Source organism: Sulfurivermis sp. (assembly GCF_059410345.1).
This window is the reverse complement of record NZ_JBLJDO010000030.1, coordinates 1-15938: the sequence shown is the minus strand read 5'-3', so window position 1 is coordinate 15938 and position 15938 is coordinate 1. Positions and strand designations below refer to the sequence as shown.

The 15938-nt window shown below is 64.9% G+C and carries 21 protein-coding genes; 11 read left to right on the top strand and 10 right to left on the bottom strand.

What is annotated here, in order from left to right:
• From ACMV8A_RS15000 to rpsU, 3 genes are all read right to left on the bottom strand, one after another.
• A partial coding sequence (locus ACMV8A_RS15000) for a CHC2 zinc finger domain-containing protein (protein ID WP_495326690.1) occupies positions 1 to 482 on the bottom strand: 482 nt, incomplete at its 3' end.
• Positions 483 to 546: 64 nt separating this feature from the next.
• Complete coding sequence (locus tag ACMV8A_RS14995; RefSeq protein ID WP_495326689.1) at positions 547 to 1002, bottom strand: GatB/YqeY domain-containing protein; 456 nt, start codon at positions 1000 to 1002, stop codon at positions 547 to 549.
• Between the two features lie 36 nt (positions 1003 to 1038).
• Positions 1039 to 1254 (bottom strand): 30S ribosomal protein S21, encoded by a 216-nt coding sequence (gene rpsU, locus ACMV8A_RS14990; RefSeq protein WP_495326688.1) that lies wholly within the window; start codon positions 1252 to 1254, stop codon positions 1039 to 1041.
• A gap of 143 nt (positions 1255 to 1397) precedes the next feature.
• Between rpsU and tsaD the strand changes: the two genes are divergently transcribed.
• Positions 1398 to 2408, top strand: coding sequence for a tRNA (adenosine(37)-N6)-threonylcarbamoyltransferase complex transferase subunit TsaD (gene tsaD, locus ACMV8A_RS14985; protein ID WP_495326695.1), 1011 nt, complete (start codon positions 1398 to 1400; stop codon positions 2406 to 2408).
• Positions 2409 to 2510: 102 nt separating this feature from the next.
• Here tsaD and plsY read toward each other — a convergent pair whose 3' ends face one another.
• Positions 2511 to 3104 carry a glycerol-3-phosphate 1-O-acyltransferase PlsY gene (plsY, locus tag ACMV8A_RS14980; protein ID WP_495326687.1) on the bottom strand — a complete coding sequence of 198 codons (594 nt, stop codon included), beginning with the start codon at positions 3102 to 3104 and terminating at the stop codon, positions 2511 to 2513.
• 88 nt (positions 3105 to 3192) lie between these two features.
• Between plsY and folB the strand changes: the two genes are divergently transcribed.
• Both folB and folK read left to right on the top strand, forming a co-directional pair.
• Positions 3193 to 3549: a dihydroneopterin aldolase gene (gene folB, locus ACMV8A_RS14975; RefSeq protein WP_495326686.1), complete on the top strand. Its 357-nt coding sequence runs from the start codon at positions 3193 to 3195 to the stop codon at positions 3547 to 3549.
• Positions 3550 to 4038, top strand: coding sequence for a 2-amino-4-hydroxy-6-hydroxymethyldihydropteridine diphosphokinase (gene folK / locus ACMV8A_RS14970; protein WP_495326685.1), 489 nt, complete (start codon positions 3550 to 3552; stop codon positions 4036 to 4038).
• Between the two features lie 31 nt (positions 4039 to 4069).
• On the opposite strand, the gene ACMV8A_RS14965 is transcribed toward folK, so the two are convergent.
• On the bottom strand, positions 4070 to 4843 hold the full coding sequence (locus tag ACMV8A_RS14965) for a pteridine reductase (RefSeq protein ID WP_495326694.1): 774 nt from the start codon (positions 4841 to 4843) through the stop codon (positions 4070 to 4072).
• 43 nt (positions 4844 to 4886) lie between these two features.
• On the opposite strand from ACMV8A_RS14965, the gene ACMV8A_RS14960 reads away from it, so the two are divergent.
• Entirely contained in the window at positions 4887 to 6086 is a 1200-nt protein-coding gene (locus tag ACMV8A_RS14960; protein ID WP_495326684.1) for a class I SAM-dependent methyltransferase, read from the top strand.
• Between the two features lie 19 nt (positions 6087 to 6105).
• On the opposite strand, the gene ACMV8A_RS14955 is transcribed toward ACMV8A_RS14960, so the two are convergent.
• Complete coding sequence (locus tag ACMV8A_RS14955; protein ID WP_495326683.1) at positions 6106 to 6321, bottom strand: hypothetical protein; 216 nt, start codon at positions 6319 to 6321, stop codon at positions 6106 to 6108.
• 144 nt (positions 6322 to 6465) lie between these two features.
• Between ACMV8A_RS14955 and ACMV8A_RS14950 the strand changes: the two genes are divergently transcribed.
• Positions 6466 to 7161 carry a class I SAM-dependent methyltransferase gene (locus ACMV8A_RS14950; RefSeq protein WP_495326682.1) on the top strand — a complete coding sequence of 232 codons (696 nt, stop codon included), beginning with the start codon at positions 6466 to 6468 and terminating at the stop codon, positions 7159 to 7161.
• An 82-nt stretch (positions 7162 to 7243) separates the two neighbouring features.
• Complete coding sequence (locus tag ACMV8A_RS14945) at positions 7244 to 8041, top strand: undecaprenyl-diphosphate phosphatase (RefSeq protein ID WP_495326681.1); 798 nt, start codon at positions 7244 to 7246, stop codon at positions 8039 to 8041.
• 9 nt (positions 8042 to 8050) lie between these two features.
• Here the strand turns inward: ACMV8A_RS14945 and ACMV8A_RS14940 are convergent, their stop codons facing one another.
• The 4 genes from ACMV8A_RS14940 to ACMV8A_RS14925 all read right to left on the bottom strand — a co-directional run bounded on the left by ACMV8A_RS14940 (position 8051) and on the right by ACMV8A_RS14925 (position 10988).
• On the bottom strand, positions 8051 to 8239 hold the full coding sequence (locus ACMV8A_RS14940; protein ID WP_495326680.1) for a hypothetical protein: 189 nt from the start codon (positions 8237 to 8239) through the stop codon (positions 8051 to 8053).
• A gap of 94 nt (positions 8240 to 8333) precedes the next feature.
• Complete coding sequence (locus ACMV8A_RS14935; protein ID WP_495326679.1) at positions 8334 to 9575, bottom strand: multifunctional CCA addition/repair protein; 1242 nt, start codon at positions 9573 to 9575, stop codon at positions 8334 to 8336.
• Between the two features lie 80 nt (positions 9576 to 9655).
• A complete protein-coding gene (locus ACMV8A_RS14930; RefSeq protein ID WP_495326678.1) occupies positions 9656 to 9991 on the bottom strand; it encodes a TraR/DksA family transcriptional regulator in 336 nt (111 codons plus the stop codon).
• 46 nt (positions 9992 to 10037) lie between these two features.
• Positions 10038 to 10988 (bottom strand): complex I NDUFA9 subunit family protein, encoded by a 951-nt coding sequence (locus ACMV8A_RS14925; RefSeq protein WP_495326677.1) that lies wholly within the window; start codon positions 10986 to 10988, stop codon positions 10038 to 10040.
• 115 nt (positions 10989 to 11103) lie between these two features.
• On the opposite strand from ACMV8A_RS14925, the gene ACMV8A_RS14920 reads away from it, so the two are divergent.
• The 5 genes from ACMV8A_RS14920 to ACMV8A_RS14900 form a co-directional block, all read left to right on the top strand.
• Positions 11104 to 12468 carry an NAD-dependent succinate-semialdehyde dehydrogenase gene (locus tag ACMV8A_RS14920; RefSeq protein ID WP_495326676.1) on the top strand — a complete coding sequence of 455 codons (1365 nt, stop codon included), beginning with the start codon at positions 11104 to 11106 and terminating at the stop codon, positions 12466 to 12468.
• A 14-nt stretch (positions 12469 to 12482) separates the two neighbouring features.
• Positions 12483 to 13271 carry a sulfite exporter TauE/SafE family protein gene (locus ACMV8A_RS14915; protein WP_495326675.1) on the top strand — a complete coding sequence of 263 codons (789 nt, stop codon included), beginning with the start codon at positions 12483 to 12485 and terminating at the stop codon, positions 13269 to 13271.
• Positions 13272 to 13311: 40 nt separating this feature from the next.
• Positions 13312 to 14577 (top strand): BamA/TamA family outer membrane protein, encoded by a 1266-nt coding sequence (locus ACMV8A_RS14910; protein WP_495326674.1) that lies wholly within the window; start codon positions 13312 to 13314, stop codon positions 14575 to 14577.
• 2 nt (positions 14578 to 14579) lie between these two features.
• A complete protein-coding gene (locus ACMV8A_RS14905; protein WP_495326673.1) occupies positions 14580 to 14999 on the top strand; it encodes an archease in 420 nt (139 codons plus the stop codon).
• 13 nt (positions 15000 to 15012) lie between these two features.
• Positions 15013 to 15938, top strand: a 926-nt coding sequence (locus tag ACMV8A_RS14900) for an RtcB family protein (protein ID WP_495326672.1), incomplete at its 3' end; no start/stop codon positions are given.

Here is a 15938-nt window from a genome sequence, read left to right as displayed (position 1 = left end):
GGGGCGTAGCCGATGCCGAAGGCGGCGGCGATTTCGCCGGACAGGCCGCGTTTTTTCAGGTAGTCGACGGCGCGCTGGCGCTGCGGGTGGCGGCGCAGTTGCTGCTGGTAAAACAGGGCGCTCTTCTCCATCAGCTCGTACAGCGGTTGCGGCGAGGGGCCGCGCGGTGCGTTGTCGCCGCCTTCGCGCGGCACGGTAACGCCGATGCCCGCGGCCAGCTTTTCCACCGCCTCGACGAAGTCGAGGTGTTCGTATTCCATGAGAAAGCCGAGGGCGGTGCCGTGGGCGCCGCAGCCGAAGCAGTGATAGAACTGTTTGCTCTGGCTGACGGTGAAGGAGGGGGTCTTTTCGTTGTGGAACGGGCAGCAGGCCACATGCTCGCGGCCCTTTTTCTTCAGCGGCACGCGGGCGTCGATCACGTCGACGATATCGACGCGGCTGATCAGCTCGTCGATGAATTGCTGGGGGATGCGGCCGGCCATGGGCCTTATTCTAGGGGGTTATGGATCGGGCAGCATCTTCCGCCAGGGGAAAATGCGGGAAATCTCAGACGGAGAGCCGGGCCTTGAGGCGGGCGCTGACGGCGCCCATGTCGGCGCGGCCCTGCAACTGGGCTTTGAGCGGCCCCATCACCTTGCCCATGTCCTTGGCCGATGCGGCCCCGGTGGCGGCGATGGTCTGTTCGATGATGGCGTCGATCTCGGCCGCGGACAGCTGCGCCGGCATGTAGCCCTGGATCAGGTTCAGCTCGGACTTTTCCTTGTCGGCCAGGTCGGCGCGGCCGGCGGCCTCGAACTGGCTGATGGAGTCGCGGCGCTGCTTGACCATCTTCTCCAGCACGGCCAACACCTGGGTATCGTCCAGGGTGATGCGCTCATCCACCTCGCGCTGCTTGACGGCGGCGAGGATCAGACGGATGGTGCCGAGGCGCTCCTTATCCTTGGCGCGCATCGCGTCCTTCATGTCGGCGTCGATGCGCTGCTTGAGGGATTCCTGGCTCATGCCGTGAAGGACCTCAGGCGGGAAGGTCAGGGGTGCTTAGTACAGGCGTACCAGGCGGGACTGCTGACGCTGCACCTTCTTCTGCTGGCGCTTCACCGCGGCAGCCTTCTGGCGCTTGCGGATGGAGGTCGGCTTCTCGTAGTGCTGGCGCTCGCGCACCTCGGCCAGGACACCGGCCTTCTCACAGCTGCGCTTGAAGCGACGCAGGGCAAAATCGAACGGCTCGTTCTCTTTGACGCGGACAGACGGCATGAAACTTCCTACCTCGAAATAAAGGCCGCCGGGCGGCCGGGATACAGTGAACGCGCAATTCTAATGATCCCCCGGCCAAAATGCAAAGGGGGCCTTGCGGTGGAGGGGCGGGCTCCGGACAATGCGTCCCTATGTCCGAACCCCTGCTCGTCCTTGGCATCGAAACCTCCTGCGATGAGACCGGCGTCGCCCTCTACCACGGTGAGCGCGGTTTGCTGGCGCACGTCCTGCACAGCCAGGTGCAATTGCACGCCGCATACGGCGGCGTGGTGCCGGAGCTGGCCTCCCGCGACCACGTGCGCCGGGTGTTGCCGCTGCTGGACCAGTGCCTAGGCCAGGCCGGGGTGACCCGGGTCGATATCGGCGGCGTGGCCTTTACCGCCGGGCCGGGGCTGATCGGCGCCCTGCTGGTCGGCGCCAGCGTCGGCCGCAGCCTGGCCTTCGCCTGGGGGGTGCCTGCGGTTGGTGTACACCATATGGAGGGCCACCTGCTGGCACCCATGCTGGAGGCGGAGCCGCCCGAATTCCCCTTTGCTGCCCTGCTGGTGTCCGGCGGCCACACCCAGCTGGTACGGGTGGACGGCGTCGGCCGCTATACCCTGCTGGGCGAATCGCTGGACGATGCCGCCGGCGAGGCCTTCGACAAGACCGCCAAGCTGCTCGGTCTGGGCTATCCCGGCGGGCCGGCGCTGGCGAAACTGGCGCAACGGGGCGATCCGGCACGTTTTTCCTTCCCGCGACCGATGACCGATCGGCCGGGCCTCGACTTCAGTTTCTCCGGCCTCAAGACCTACGCCCTCACCACCCTGCAGCAGCATGGCCTGGAGGCCGCCGCCGATATCGCCCGCGCCTTCGAGGATGCGGTGGTGGATACCCTGGCCATCAAGTGCCGGCGCGTGCTGAAGCAGACCCGGCTGAAGCGGCTGGTGATGGCGGGCGGCGTCAGTGCCAACCGCCAATTGCGCGCCAAGCTGGCCGAGATCGCCGCCGAGGAGGGGGCCAAGGTGTACTACCCGCGGCCGGAGTTCTGCACCGACAACGGCGCGATGATCGCCTATGCCGGTTATGTGCGCCTGTGCGCCGGTCAGCGCGAGCCGCTGGCGATCCGCGCCCAACCGCGCTGGCCGATGGAAACCCTGTCGGCGCCGTGCTAGGGAAGCCCTGAATAAGTTCAGAGCTTCCGCGGCACAGGGATGTGCGTGGTCTGAGAAGTCCAGGATGGACTTAATTCAGATCTTCCGTAAGCTGCGCAAGAATTACTTCTTGCCGATCTTCTTCTCTTCCCCGGCCAGCAGGCGTTGGATGTTGGCGCGGTGGCGCCAGAGTAGAAACAGACTCATCACCGCCGTCATCACGACAAACGGGAGGCGTCCGTTCAGCCAGACCATGTAGAACGGCGCCAGTACCGCGGCGGTGAGTGCCGACAGCGAGGAGATGCGAAACAGCGCGGCCATGGCGACCCAGGTGAGGATCGCCGCCAGCGCCACCGGCCAGGACAGGCCGAACAGCACGCCGACGGCGGTAGCCACGCCCTTGCCGCCCTTGAAGCCGAAGAACACGGGATAGAGGTGACCGAGGAAGGCCGCCATGGCCACCGCGGCGAGCACCAGCGGATCGGCGGCGAGGGCGCGGGCGATGAGCACCGGGATCAGGCCCTTCACCATGTCGCCGAGCAGGGTCAGCGCCGCCAGCTTCTTGCCGCCGAAGCGCAGCACATTGGTGGCGCCAGGGTTGCCGGAGCCCTGGGTGCGCGGGTCGGGCAGGCCGAGCAGGCGGCACAGGATGATGGCGGCGGACAGCGAGCCGAGCAGGTAAGCGCCGGCGATCAGTGCAATGTCGATGAGGCTCATGGAAATCCGGGTGTGTAATCAGGGGAGCTGAATCTACCACAAGTTCGCCCTTGTATCTTTTCCCTTTTCCCGAGTACCTTTTCTGCCCATGGACATCATTTATCTCAACGACCTCAAGATCGACACCGTCATAGGCATCTACGACTGGGAACGGCGCATCAAGCAGACCGTGAGCCTGGACCTGGAAATGGCCACCGACATCCGCAAGGCGGCGGCCAGCGACAGTATCGACGACACCCTCAACTACAAGGCGGTGGCCAAGCGGTTGATCCAGTTCGTCGGCGACAGTCAGTTCCAACTGGTGGAGACGCTCACCGAGCGCGTGGCCGCGATCATCCTCAACGAGTTCAACGTCTCCTGGGTGCGGGTGCGCCTCAACAAGAAGGGGGCGGTGCGCTATGCCGGCGATGTGGGCATCATCATCGAGCGCGGCAGCAAGCCCTGAATGGCGCGTGTCTACGTCAGTATCGGCAGCAACATCGAGCGCGAGCAGAACATCCGTGCCGGCGTCACCGACCTCAGGGGCCGTTTCGGCACACTCATCCTCTCCTCGGTGTACGAAAGCGAGGCCGTGGGCTTTGCCGGTGACAGTTTCTACAACCTGGTGGCCGGCTTCGACACCGCGCTGACGCCGCAGCAGGTGGCATCAGAGCTGCGTGCCATCGAGGAGGCGCACGGCCGTGTGCGTAACGGGCCGCGCTTTTCCTCGCGCACCCTCGACATCGACCTGCTGCTCTACGACGATCTGGTGCTGCACGAGGGCAAGCTGGACATCCCGCGCGACGAGATCACCAAGAATGCCTTTGTGCTGTGGCCGTTGGCGGAGATCGCGCCGCAGCTCAAGCACCCGCAACTGGGTGTGAGTTATGGCGAAATGTGGGAAGTCTTCGACAAGAAAAGCCAGCCGCTGTGGCCGGTGGCGTTTGAGTTCTGATGCAGAGTCTGCTTGTAGCTTGTATTTGAGGTTACGAATTCAGTGAGCGGCCGCCGTCCACCGTAATCACCTGCCCGCTCATGTAACCGGCATCGCGAATCAGGAACAGCACGGCCTTGGCGATGTCGCGCGGCTCGCCCTGCCGTTTGAGGAAGGTGCGCGAGACGATGCGCTGCTTGGTCACCTCGTCCATGTCGTGATCCGGCCACAGGATCGCGCCCGGCGCCACGGCATTGACGCGCACCTGCGGTCCCAGCTCGCCGGCCAGGGCGCGGGTCAGCATCACCAGGCCGGCCTTGGCGATGGAGTACACCGGATAGCCCTTGAGCGGGCGGTCGGCGTGAATGTCGACGATGTTGACGATGCAGCCGTGGGCCTTGGTGAGATGCGGTGCCGCGGCCTGGGCGAGGAAGAACGGCGCCTTGAGGTTGGAGCCGATGAGGTCGTTCCACTCTTTCTCCTCCACCTTGCCCACGGTGGTGGGATAGAAGGTGGAGGCATTGTTGATCAGCACGTCGAGACGGTTCCATGCGCCGTGTGCCTCGCGCACCAGTGCCGTCAGTTTGTCGGTATCGAGCAGATCGGCCTGCACCAGCACCACCGAGTTGTCGCGCAGCGCGTTCAGTTCCTTTTGCAGCGCCTGCGCCGCCTTGCGCGAGCTGCGGTAGTGCAGCACGATGTTGGCGCCGGCGGCGTGTAGCAGGCGTGCAGTGGTGGCGCCGATACGGTGGGCGGCGCCGGTGATCAACACCACCTTGCCGTCGAGCGTATCGGAATCGGGCGTGCTTTTGTTGCGCTGGCTCATCTGGCACACTCTACCGAAACTCATCCCGGCCGGAAACTCCACCTTGTCTGACTCCCACGACCTGCGCAGGGCTGCTGCCAGCCTGCGCGAACTGCCGCCGCCATCGGCGGATGAGGCGGCGCACAGCGCGGCGCTCACCCGATTGTTGCGCGACCACATCAGCGCTGCCGGCGGCGCCATCAGTTTTGCCCGGTACATGGAGCTGGCGCTGTATGCGCCGGGTCTCGGCTATTACAGCGCCGGGGCGCGCAAGTTCGGCGTCGCGGGCGATTTCGTCACCGCCCCCGAGCTGTCGCCGCTGTTCTCCCGCTGCGTGGCGCGACACTGTGCCGGCGTGCTGGCCGAACTGGCGGGTGGCGAGCTGCTGGAGTTCGGTGCCGGCAGCGGTGCCATGGCAACGGATATCCTGCTGGAGCTGGAGCGTATCAACGCCCTTCCCGCCGCCTATTCCATACTCGAAGTGAGTGCCGACCTGCGCGCGCGGCAGGGGGAAACGCTGGCGGCGCGTGCGCCGCATCTGCTGGCGCGGGTGCAGTGGCGGGATGCCTTGCCGGAGCATTTTGTCGGTGTGGTGTTGGGCAACGAGGTGCTCGATGCCATGCCGGTGCATCGCTTTCGTTGGCGTGATGGCCAGGTCCATGAACTGGGCGTCACCTGGACCGGCGCGGCGTTCAGTTGGACTGAACTGCCGGTATGCACGCCACGGCTGGCGGCACGGGTACAGGAACGTGCGGCGGCGGAGCAATGGCCGGAGGGCTACGAATCCGAGGTGAACCTGGCGGCGGAGGACTGGTTGCGCAGCCTGGCAGCCTGTCTGCAACGCGGTGTGCTGCTGTTGTTCGACTACGGTTTTCCGCGCCATGAGTATTACCACCCGCAGCGCAGCGGCGGCACGCTGATGTGCCACTATCGCCACCGCAGTCACCCGGACCCCTTGATCCTGCACGGTCTGCAGGACATCACCGCCCATGTGGATTTCACCGCCATGGCGCAGGCCGCGGCGGAGGCCGGCCTGGATGTGCTGGGTTTTGCCAACCAGGCCAATTACTTGATTGGCAGCGGCCTGCTGGAACTGGCGCAGGATGTGCAGGACATGCGGCAGCAATTGGAAATGGCCGCACAACTGAAGCGGCTGATGATGCCGGGGGAGATGGGGGAGCTGTTCAAGGTGCTGGCGCTGGGGCGCGGCGTGGCCGATGCCGGCGCGGGCTTTGCAGTGCGTGACGAGCGTTATCGCCTGTGAGGGATTCCGGCCGCGCGCATCAGTTGTGGAGCGTGGCCAGCTCGCTGCGGCGCAAGCCGAGCAGGGCCTGGTAGGTGCGTCCCAGGGCGCGTTCATAGGCGTTGTCGCCTTCGCCCACGGCGTTGAGGTCGGTGAGGCGGCCTTCGAGGAAGGCGATTTCCTGCAACAGGCGGCTGCGATGCCCGTGGCCGTGGGGCAGGGGCTGGGTGTAAAAGGCAACGATTTCGTTATTCATGGTCTGCGCTCTCTCATTTCGTCATTTGGGTACGGCGCCACCGTACCAAGCCCCTGTGAAGCTTTGATTACAAAGGTTTGACACGCTATTGCGTGGCCAAACGAGGTATCATTGCCGCCGCAAAAACCGCACAAGGAGCAAGTCATGTCCGAACGGCGCCAACAGACCCAGGAAATGCTGGCCAAGCACCACCGCGATGGTGAGCGCTTTGCCCAGTTGATGAAGGAATCTTTCGACAGCCGCTTCGACGAGCTGTTCTGGACTGCCTGGCAGCAATGGGTGGAGCCGGCCTACTCGGCCAACCCAGTGGTCATCGATCTCGGCGCCGGCCCCGGCCTGTTCGTCAAGGCGCTGGCACAGCGCTATCCCGGCATCCGCGCCATCGGCGTGGAGGTGGCGCCATACATGTTGCAGGCGGTGGGCGAGCTGCCTGCCGGTTGCGAGATCATTGAGGAGGATCTGCACGAACCCAGGCTGCCGCTGGCTGACGGCATGGTGGATGCCGTGATGTGCTCGGTGGTGCTGCACGAAATGGATCAGCCGCTGCGCACCCTGCAGGAGATCAGCCGCGTGATGCGCCGTGGTGGCCGCTTCTACATTGCCGACTGGGTGCGTGCGCCCCTGGAGGTCTACGTGCGCAACCAGACCGATGAGGCGCGCTTATTCGGCAGCGATATCACTACCGCCGAGCTGGAGGATTTCTTCATCCATTTCGTCGAGCACAACCGCTTCTCGCGTGAAGATCTGATTTATCTGCTGAATCACACCGGCTTCGCGGTAATCCACAGCGAGATTGCCAAGGAAGGGCGCTACGCCCGCATCGTGGTGGAGAAACGCTGAGAACCCATTGCGAGTTTAGGATTTGGAGTTTTGATTGGAACGCGACTCCATTCTGCCGAAACTCGAAACTCGGAATTAATGCATGGAACTAATACAAATCATCGCCCTCGCCATCCTGCAGGGATTGACCGAGTTTCTGCCCATCTCCAGTTCCGCCCATCTGATCCTGCTGCCGCAGCTGGAGGACTGGGCCGATCAGGGATTGGCCTTCGATGTGGCGGCGCACGTGGGCACGCTGGCGGCGGTGGTGTGGTATTTCCGCCGCGATCTGCGGGTGATGGCGCGCGACTGGGGCCGCTCGCTGGCGACGCGGCAGATGGTGGGCGAGAGCCGCCTGGCTTGGGCGGTGTTGTTCGGCACCATCCCGGTGGGGCTGGCCGGCCTGTTGTTCAAAGGGGTGATCGAAACGGAGTTGCGCTCACCCCTGGTGATTGCCTGGGCCACCGTGATCTTTGCCCTGCTGCTGTGGTGGGCCGATGCCAGGGGGCGCGGCGCGCGCACTGAGCATGCCATCGGTTGGAAGGATGTGCTGGTGATCGGCGTGGCGCAGGCGGTGGCGCTGATCCCAGGCACCTCGCGTTCCGGCATCACCATGACCGCCGGCCTGATGATGGGTCTGTCGCGCTCGGCGGCAGCGCGCTTTTCTTTTCTCCTGTCGATCCCGGTGATCGTGCTGGCCGGCGGGCTGCACGTGATTGAACTGGCGGGGGGGGAGGCGGCGGTGGACTGGAGCGCATTGCTGCTGGGCAGCGCCATTTCTGGTCTGGCCGCTTATCTGTGCATCCACCTCTTCCTGAAATTGCTGGAACGCATCGGCATGCTGCCGTTCGTCATCTACCGCCTGCTGCTGGGCGCTGTATTGTTCTGGGTGTATGCCTGAGCAACCTGCTCAAACAGCGACGTTGCGTATGGGGGTGTCTTTTAGCTCTTGAATGGACTGGCGTCGTCCGGCCTGCGGGCTGCCGGCTTCCGCCAGGCGGCGTATCACCGCACTCAGATCACGGTCTTTGGCGGTTTGCAGTTCCTGCAGCAGGTAGTAGACATCCTCCTCCACGAGGACCGGAATTTTTCTGTTCATGGCGCGCTCCGTTGCTGTTGTTGTGAACCTCTGCTTAGGGAAGCTCTGAATAAGTTCAGACCTTTTTTAGAGGTTTAGACGGCAACGCAAGGGATCACAAGGGGGCGGCATCCTCTTTTTGGCCGCGCCACGTCTTCAGGGCGGCAAGGCGTCGGCGGCGCAGCTCCTCGCCTACCGCCTTGCCAGCAAAGCCGGCGGCAATGACCTCACTGACAGCGACACTGTTTGCGATGTGCAGGGCCTCGCGGATCAGGCCGGGCTGAACGAAGTCCTGTGCCTCGAAGCCGGGACGGCCACGCGAATCGGCCTCGCAGGCGAGCAGGAATTGCTCCACACGCTGCGGGCGGCGGAAGGCGTCCAGGTGTTCCAGCAGCTCCAGCAGGGTGGAGGCGCGCAGCTCCTCGGCGCGGTGATATACGCCGTGGTAGCGCGTCACCAGCAGGGCCAGGTCGCGGTAATCGGCGGGCACGCGCAGTCGCTCGCACAGCTGTTCCACCAGGGCGACGCCGCGGTGTTCGTGGGCGATGTGGCGCGGCCATTCCTCCCGTGGCGTGGTGCCCTTGCCGAGGTCATGCACCAGGGCGGCGAAGCGCACCTGCGGCTGCGGCGACAGGCGCGCCGCCTGTTCCAGCACCATGAGGGTGTGCACGCCGGTATCTTCCTCGGGATGGTGCTGCTTGGGTTGCGGCACGCCGAACAGCTGTTCCAGTTCGGGAAAGATGCGCCCCAGCGCACCGCAGCCGCGCAGCACCTCGAAGAAACGGGCCGGCGTCGCCTCGGTCAGCGCGCGCGACAGTTCCTGCCACACCCGTTCCGGCACCAGCGCATCCACCTCGCCAGAGGCCACCATCTCCTGCATCAATTGATTGGTGCTGTGGGCGACGCGAAAACCCCACCGGGCATAACGCGCCGCATAGCGCGCCAGGCGCAGGATGCGCACCGGGTCCTCGGCGAAGGCGGGCGAGACGTGGCGCAGGCGGCCGTTGTTGAGGTCGTCACGGCCGCCGAAGGGATCGATGATGCTGCCGTCCGACGCCTCGGCCATGGCGTTGATGGTGAGGTCGCGGCGGCGGAGGTCTTCCTCCAGCGTCACCGACGGATCGGCATGAAACTCGAAGCCGTGGTAGCCCGGCGCGGTCTTGCGTTCGGTGCGCGCCAGCGCATATTCCTCACCGGTCTGCGGATGCAGGAACACCGGAAAGTCTTTGCCTACCGGGCGAAAACCCTGCGCGAGCATTTCTGCCGGCGTGGCGCCCACCACCACCCAGTCGCGGTCCTGGGGTTCGAGCCCCAGCAGTTTGTCACGGACGGCGCCGCCGACCAGATAGATTTGCATCCCAGAACAGTTCCGTTAAGCCTTGGGCGTCATATTAACCGAGCGACGTGGCCTTGGGGATGCCGTCGGCCATGGCACGGTCACTGCGCGCATTTGATGCAGCGGGTGATGGTCGGATCGGCCTGCAAGCGCCGCGCATCGATTTCATTGCCGCAGACGTAGCAATAACCGAATTCGTCCGCCTCGATGCGGCGCAGCGCGCCTTCGATCTTTTGCAGTTGCAGATGCCGCCGCCGCTCCGTTTCCTGGGCCATCTGCTGCGCCTGCATGGCGTCCATGCGCGACAGCCGGCCGACAGCGGCCTGATCCAGCTCCACGATCCTGGTGGCGTCCTGGCTGATCTGCTCCAGGGTGAGCAGGCTGTTGCGCAGTTCGAGCAGGCTCTGCCGGTAGGCTTCGAGTTCGGCATCATTCATAAGGGTGGTTCAATCCGCTTGGGGTGGGTGTTGCCGGGCACCGTCATCAGTCTCGGCTGCGCAACCGCGCGTAACGCCGCCGTTCGCCGGCGTTGCCGAGATAATACGGCGCGATGGATTCCAGCGGCGTGGGGGTGATGCCGAACACCGGCGGGAAGGGCTCGCTGCACACGTTGTCGTGTTTGGTGGACAGATAGTTGTCGCGCGAGAACGGTTTGCCCGGCAGCCATTCGAAGATTTCCGCCTGCAGGCGCGAGAGCCAGTCGGGCAGGGGGATGATCCAGCGCGGCGTGCCGGTAACCTGCGCCACGTAGCGCACCAGTTCGAGGAAGGTGTAGGCGCGCGGGCCGCACAGGGCGTAGCTCTGACCGTGGGTGCGCGGGTCGTCGATGGCGCGGGCATAGCACTCCACCACGTCGCCGACGTAGACGGTCTGGAAGCGGGCGGTGGGGCAGGCGAGGGGAAAGGCCAGCGGCGTCAGGTGCAGCAGGCCGGCAAAGCGGCGCAGGAAGCTGTCGCCGGGGCCGAAGATCACTGAGGGGCGGAAGGTGGTCGCGTCGATGCCGGCGGCGGCAAGCACCAGGGCCTCACCGCGGCCCTTGCTGCGCTGGTAGTGGCTGGCGCCGTGCTCGGCGTCGGCGCCGAGTGCGCTCATGTGCAGCAGGCGCCGGATGCCGTGGCGGCGGCAGGCATCAACGATCTGGCGCGGCAGTTCCACATGGGCGCGCTCGAAGCCGCTGCCGTCGTGCTGTTTCTCGTTGAGGATGCCCACCAGGTTGATCACCACATCGCAACCCTTGAACAGGCCATCGAGTACCGCCGGGTCGTAGGGGTTGCCTTCCCAGACTTCCGCCGTGGGCAGTACCAGCAGGTCGCGGTGCCGTTCGCGATGGCGGGTGAGGACGCGGACGCCATGGCCATCGCGGGCCAGGCGGGCGCACAGGCGGCTGCCGACGAAGCCGGAACCACCGAGGATGGCGATGGTATGCGTGGTCATGGCGCGGTTCTCCTGCTTTCAGTGAGGCCAGTGTAGCAGTTGCACCGCCCAGTGAGGTGAAGTGCGATAATCAACGGCAATACACCAACCGGACTTGCGCAGTGAGGTGATGAGTATGGCCTTTGTATCCATCAATCCGGCGACCGGCGAGCGGCTGGCGGAGTATCCGGCCTGGGGCAGTGCCGCCATCGAGCAGACCTTGCACGAGGCCGCCGCCGCCGCTCCGCTGTGGGCAGCGACACCGCTGGTTGAGCGCTGCGAGCTGATGCGGCGGGCGGCAGCGATCCTGCGCGAGCGGCGCGAGGCGCTGGCGCGCACCATCACCCTGGAGATGGGCAAGCTGCGGCGCGAGGCGCTGGCCGAGGTGGACAAGAGCGCGTTGGGTTGCGAGTACTACGCCGAGCATGGCCCGGCCTTTCTCGCCGACGAGGAGATTGCCTCCGATGCGGGGCGCAGTTTCGTCGCCTGGCAGCCGCTCGGTACGGTGCTGGCGGTGATGCCGTGGAACTTCCCACTGTGGCAGGTGTTTCGCTTTGCCGCACCGGCGCTGGTGGCAGGCAACACCGGTCTGCTCAAGCACGCCTCCAATGTGCCGCAGTGTGCGCTGGCCATCGAGGCGGTGTTCCGCGATGCGGGTTTTCCCGCCGGGGTGTTCCGCACGCTGATGATCGGTTCTACGCAGGTCGAGGCCGTGATCCGCGATGCGCGGGTGCAGGCGGTGACGCTCACCGGCTCGGAGCCAGCCGGGCGCCAGGTGGCGGCCACCGCCGGCGCCTGCCTGAAGAAAAGCGTGCTGGAGCTGGGTGGCTCCGATGCCTTCATCGTGCTGGAGGATGCCGATCTCGACTGGACGGTACAGCAAGCGGTGGCCTCGCGCTTCCTCAACAGCGGCCAGAGCTGTATCGCCGCCAAGCGCTTCATCGTCGTCGATGCCATTGCCGGGCGGTTTCTGCCCCGTTTCCGGGCGGCCGTGGAAGCACTCAAGGCCGGTGACCCGATGAGTGACGATACCACCCTGGCGCCGCTGGCCCGCCCCGACCTGCGCGACGAGCTGCACCGTCAGGTGATGGACAGCCTCGCCGCCGGTGCAGAGGCGCTCACCGGTTGCCGTCCGCTGGAGGGGACGGCGACATATTACGCGCCGTCCATACTCGATCAGGTACGCCCCGGCATGCGCGCCTATGCAGAGGAACTGTTCGGTCCGGTGGCCATCGTGATCCGTGCCCGTGACGAGCAGGATGCGGTGCATATCGCCAATGACTCGCGCTTCGGTCTCGGCGGCAGTGTGTGGACGGCGGACACGGCGCGCGGCGAACGCATTGCACGGCAACTGGAGTGCGGCTGCGCCTTCGTCAACGGTCTTGTGAAAAGCGATCCGCGCCTGCCCTTCGGCGGCATCAAGGCCTCGGGCTACGGCCGCGAGCTGTCTTTGCTCGGCCTGCGTGAGTTCGTTAATGCCAAGACCATCTGGCTTCGTTAAGGGTCTTTTATTTCATGACTGAGTGGTTGATCTATCTGGCCCTGGGCGCCTTTGCCGGCGTGTTGGCGGGGATGCTGGGCGTGGGCGGTGGCCTCGTCATCGTGCCGGTGCTGGCCTGGGTGTTCATCGGCTTTGGTTTCGATGGCAGTGTGATCATGCATCTGGCGGTGGGTACCTCGCTGGCCACCATCGTGTTCACTTCTATTTCCTCAGTACGCGCCCACCACCAGCGCGGTGCGGTGCAGTGGCCGGCAGTGTGGCGGTTGCTTCCTGGCATCGTGTTTGGCGTATTCGTCGGCGCCCTGTTCGCGGAAAAGATGCCAACCACTGCGTTGCGCAATGTCTTCGGCGTGTTCGAGCTACTGGTGGCGATGCAGATGGGATTTTCGCTGCTGCCGGAGGCGCATCGTGACCTGCCGGGACGTCTCGGCATGGGCGTGGCCGGCTCGGTGATCGGTGGCGTGTCGGCCATTGTCGGTATCGGTGGCGGTACGCTGACGGTGCCGTTTCTGCTGTGGTGCGGCGTGGCCATGCGCCAGGCAGTGGCCACCTCGGCGGCCTGCGGCCTGCCCATTGCCGTCGCCGGCGCCGTGGCCTTTGTCTGGACCGGCAGCGGCAATGCCAGCCTGCCGGCTCAGGCTGTTGGCTATCTGTATCTGCCGGCGCTGCTCGGTGTGGCTGCCAGCAGTATCCTGTTCGCACCGCTCGGTGCGTACCTGGCGCACAGCCTGCCGGTCCCGGTGCTGAAACGGTTCTTTGCCGTTTTTCTGGCCGTGCTCGGCGTCAAGATGTTGCTGGGATGATCGCAGTTTCGAGCGTCTGGGCTAATCCACGGATATTCACGTGCGTCTTCTGAGCATTATCGCTGCCAGTCTGTTGTGCCATGGTGCAGCCTGTGCTGGGACGCTGGCCGCCATCCGCTTTGCCGGCAACGACACCACGAAGCCGGAGGTGATGCTGCAGGAAATGACCATCCGCGCCGGCGACCCGCTTGATGCGGAACGCATCGAGGATTCGCGCCAGGCCATCATGGACCTGGGACTGTTCAAGTCGGTGCAGGCCGAGCTGCTGGATGAGGCGGAGGGCACGGTGCTGCTCATCACGGTGGATGAGAAGTGGTACATCCTGCCCATACCGCGCGTCGGCGTGCGCGCCGACGGTGAGGCCGATTACGGTATGGAGCTGCGCTTCGACAATCTGTTCGGACTCAATCAGCGATTCAAGCTGGAATACATCACCAAGGACTCGGTGACTTCCGATACGCCGCTGCGGCGCGAACTGTTCCTAGGCTATAGCTATCCGCGCATCAGCGGCACCCCCTATCAACTCGACCTCGGACTCGGTCGAGTAACGCGCGAACTGAAGCAGTTGGACGATGGCGGCAATGAGATCGGTCTGTACCGGCAGGACAGCAGCAGTGTGCGGCTGGGATTGTACCGCTGGCAGAACGCCACCGGTCCCTCGCGTGGCCTGCGTTACGGCGGTGGCATCGGTTGGCAGCAGGAGGCCTACCGTCATCTGGACGGTGCCGCCGTGCCACATGAGGATGCGGCCAATGTGCAGGTCAATGGCCTGGTGGAGTTTGTCGATGTGCGCGAAGAGCAGTACCGGCGCCGTGGCCGCGTGTATGGCTATGCGGCAGAAATAGGCGTGCCGCAACTGGGTGACTTCAGTTATAACCGCCACCGTTTCTACTATCGCCGCTATCTGCCGCTGGATGAGCAGCGCAGCAATCTCGACTATCGTTTTCAGCTCGGCCTGGCCAACGGTACGGCCTTTGACAGCACGGCCTGGTCATTGGGCGGCAGCACTTCGCTGCGCGGTTATAAGGGTGGTTACCTTGAGGGTAACGCCATGCTGCTCAACAACATCGAGTATCTGTTTCCGCTGTCCGGTTACCGCCAGCTGCGCGGCGTAGTGTTCAGCGACATCGGTAACGCCTGGCCCGGGGTGATGGAGATGGACCTCACCGATCTCAAGGCCTCGGCCGGCGTCGGTCTGCGCTGGAAGGTGCAGCTGTTTGTCGATGTGACCATCCGCCTGGACTTTGCCTGGGGGTTGGAGCCGGAAACGCAAATGACCTATCTCGAAACCAGCACCATGTTCTGATCATGGAACCCTACTGGCAGCACTTTCCCCATGAGGCCGACATCGGCGTGGCCGGTGTCGCGCCGCAACTGGCGGCGGCCTTTGAACAGGCCGCGCTGGGCCTGACGGCGGTGATCTGCGAGCCGCAACGGGTGCAGGCACGGACGGCGGTGGACATTACCTGCACGGCGCCGGACAGGGAGCTGTTGCTGGTGGATTGGCTCAACGCTCTGATCTTTGAGATGGCCGCGCGCCATATGCTGTTTTCCCGCTTCGAGGCTCAGTTGGATGGCACGCAGCTGCGCGCCCGTGCCTGGGGCGAAGCCGTGGATCAGGCCCGCCACCAGCCGGCGGTGGAGGTGAAGGGCGCGACCTATACTGAACTCAAGGTATTCCAGCTGCCGGATGGCTGGTGGCGAGCACAGTGTGTGGTGGATGTTTAGCCGAGAAAATTCTATGACGCCGCAAGAACTCAAGCAGTTGTCCGAATTCGTCTGGGAGATCGCACCGCGCGGCGCGATGCGCGTGCCGGCGGTGTTCTTCGCCAGCGATGCGCTGATCCATGCCATGGACGCCAAGGTGTTCGAGCAGGCCCGCAACGTGGCGACCCTGCCCGGTATCGTGCAGGCATCTTATGCCATGCCCGACGCGCACTGGGGTTACGGCTTTCCCATCGGCGGCGTGGCTGCCTTCGATGCCGAGGCGGGCGGCGTGGTGTCGGCGGGCGGCGTCGGCTTCGATATCTCCTGCGGCGTGCGCACGCTGCGCACCGGGCTGACGGCGGCGCAACTGGAACGCATCAAGACGCCGCTGGCTGATGCCCTGTTTGATCACATTCCTGCCGGCGTGGGCAGCACCGGCACGCTGCGCCTCAACGACAGGGTGATGGATGCCATGCTGGCAGGCGGTGCGCAGTGGGCGGTGGAACAAGGCTTCGGCAATGCGGCCGACCTCGAGCGCATTGAGGAACACGGCCGCATGCCCGGTGCGATGCCGCATGCCGTGTCGGTGCAGGCGAAGAAGCGTCAGCGTGACGAGATGGGTACGCTCGGTTCCGGCAATCACTATCTGGAGGTGCAGCGCGTGGCCGAGGTATTCGATGGCGCAGTGGCCGCGGCCTTCGGCATCAAGGTTGATGACGTGGTGGTGAGCATCCACTGCGGTTCGCGTGGATTGGGTCATCAGATCGGCACCGAGTATCTGCGGGAGATGGTCGTCGCCGCGTCCGAACACGGCATCCGCCTGCCGGATCGCGAACTGGCCTGCGCCCCCATCGACTCGCCGCTGGGGCAGCGCTATCTCGGCGCCATGCGCGCGGCGATCAATTGCGCCCTGGCCAACCGCCAGATCATCACCCACCTGACGCGCGAGGTGTTTGCGCG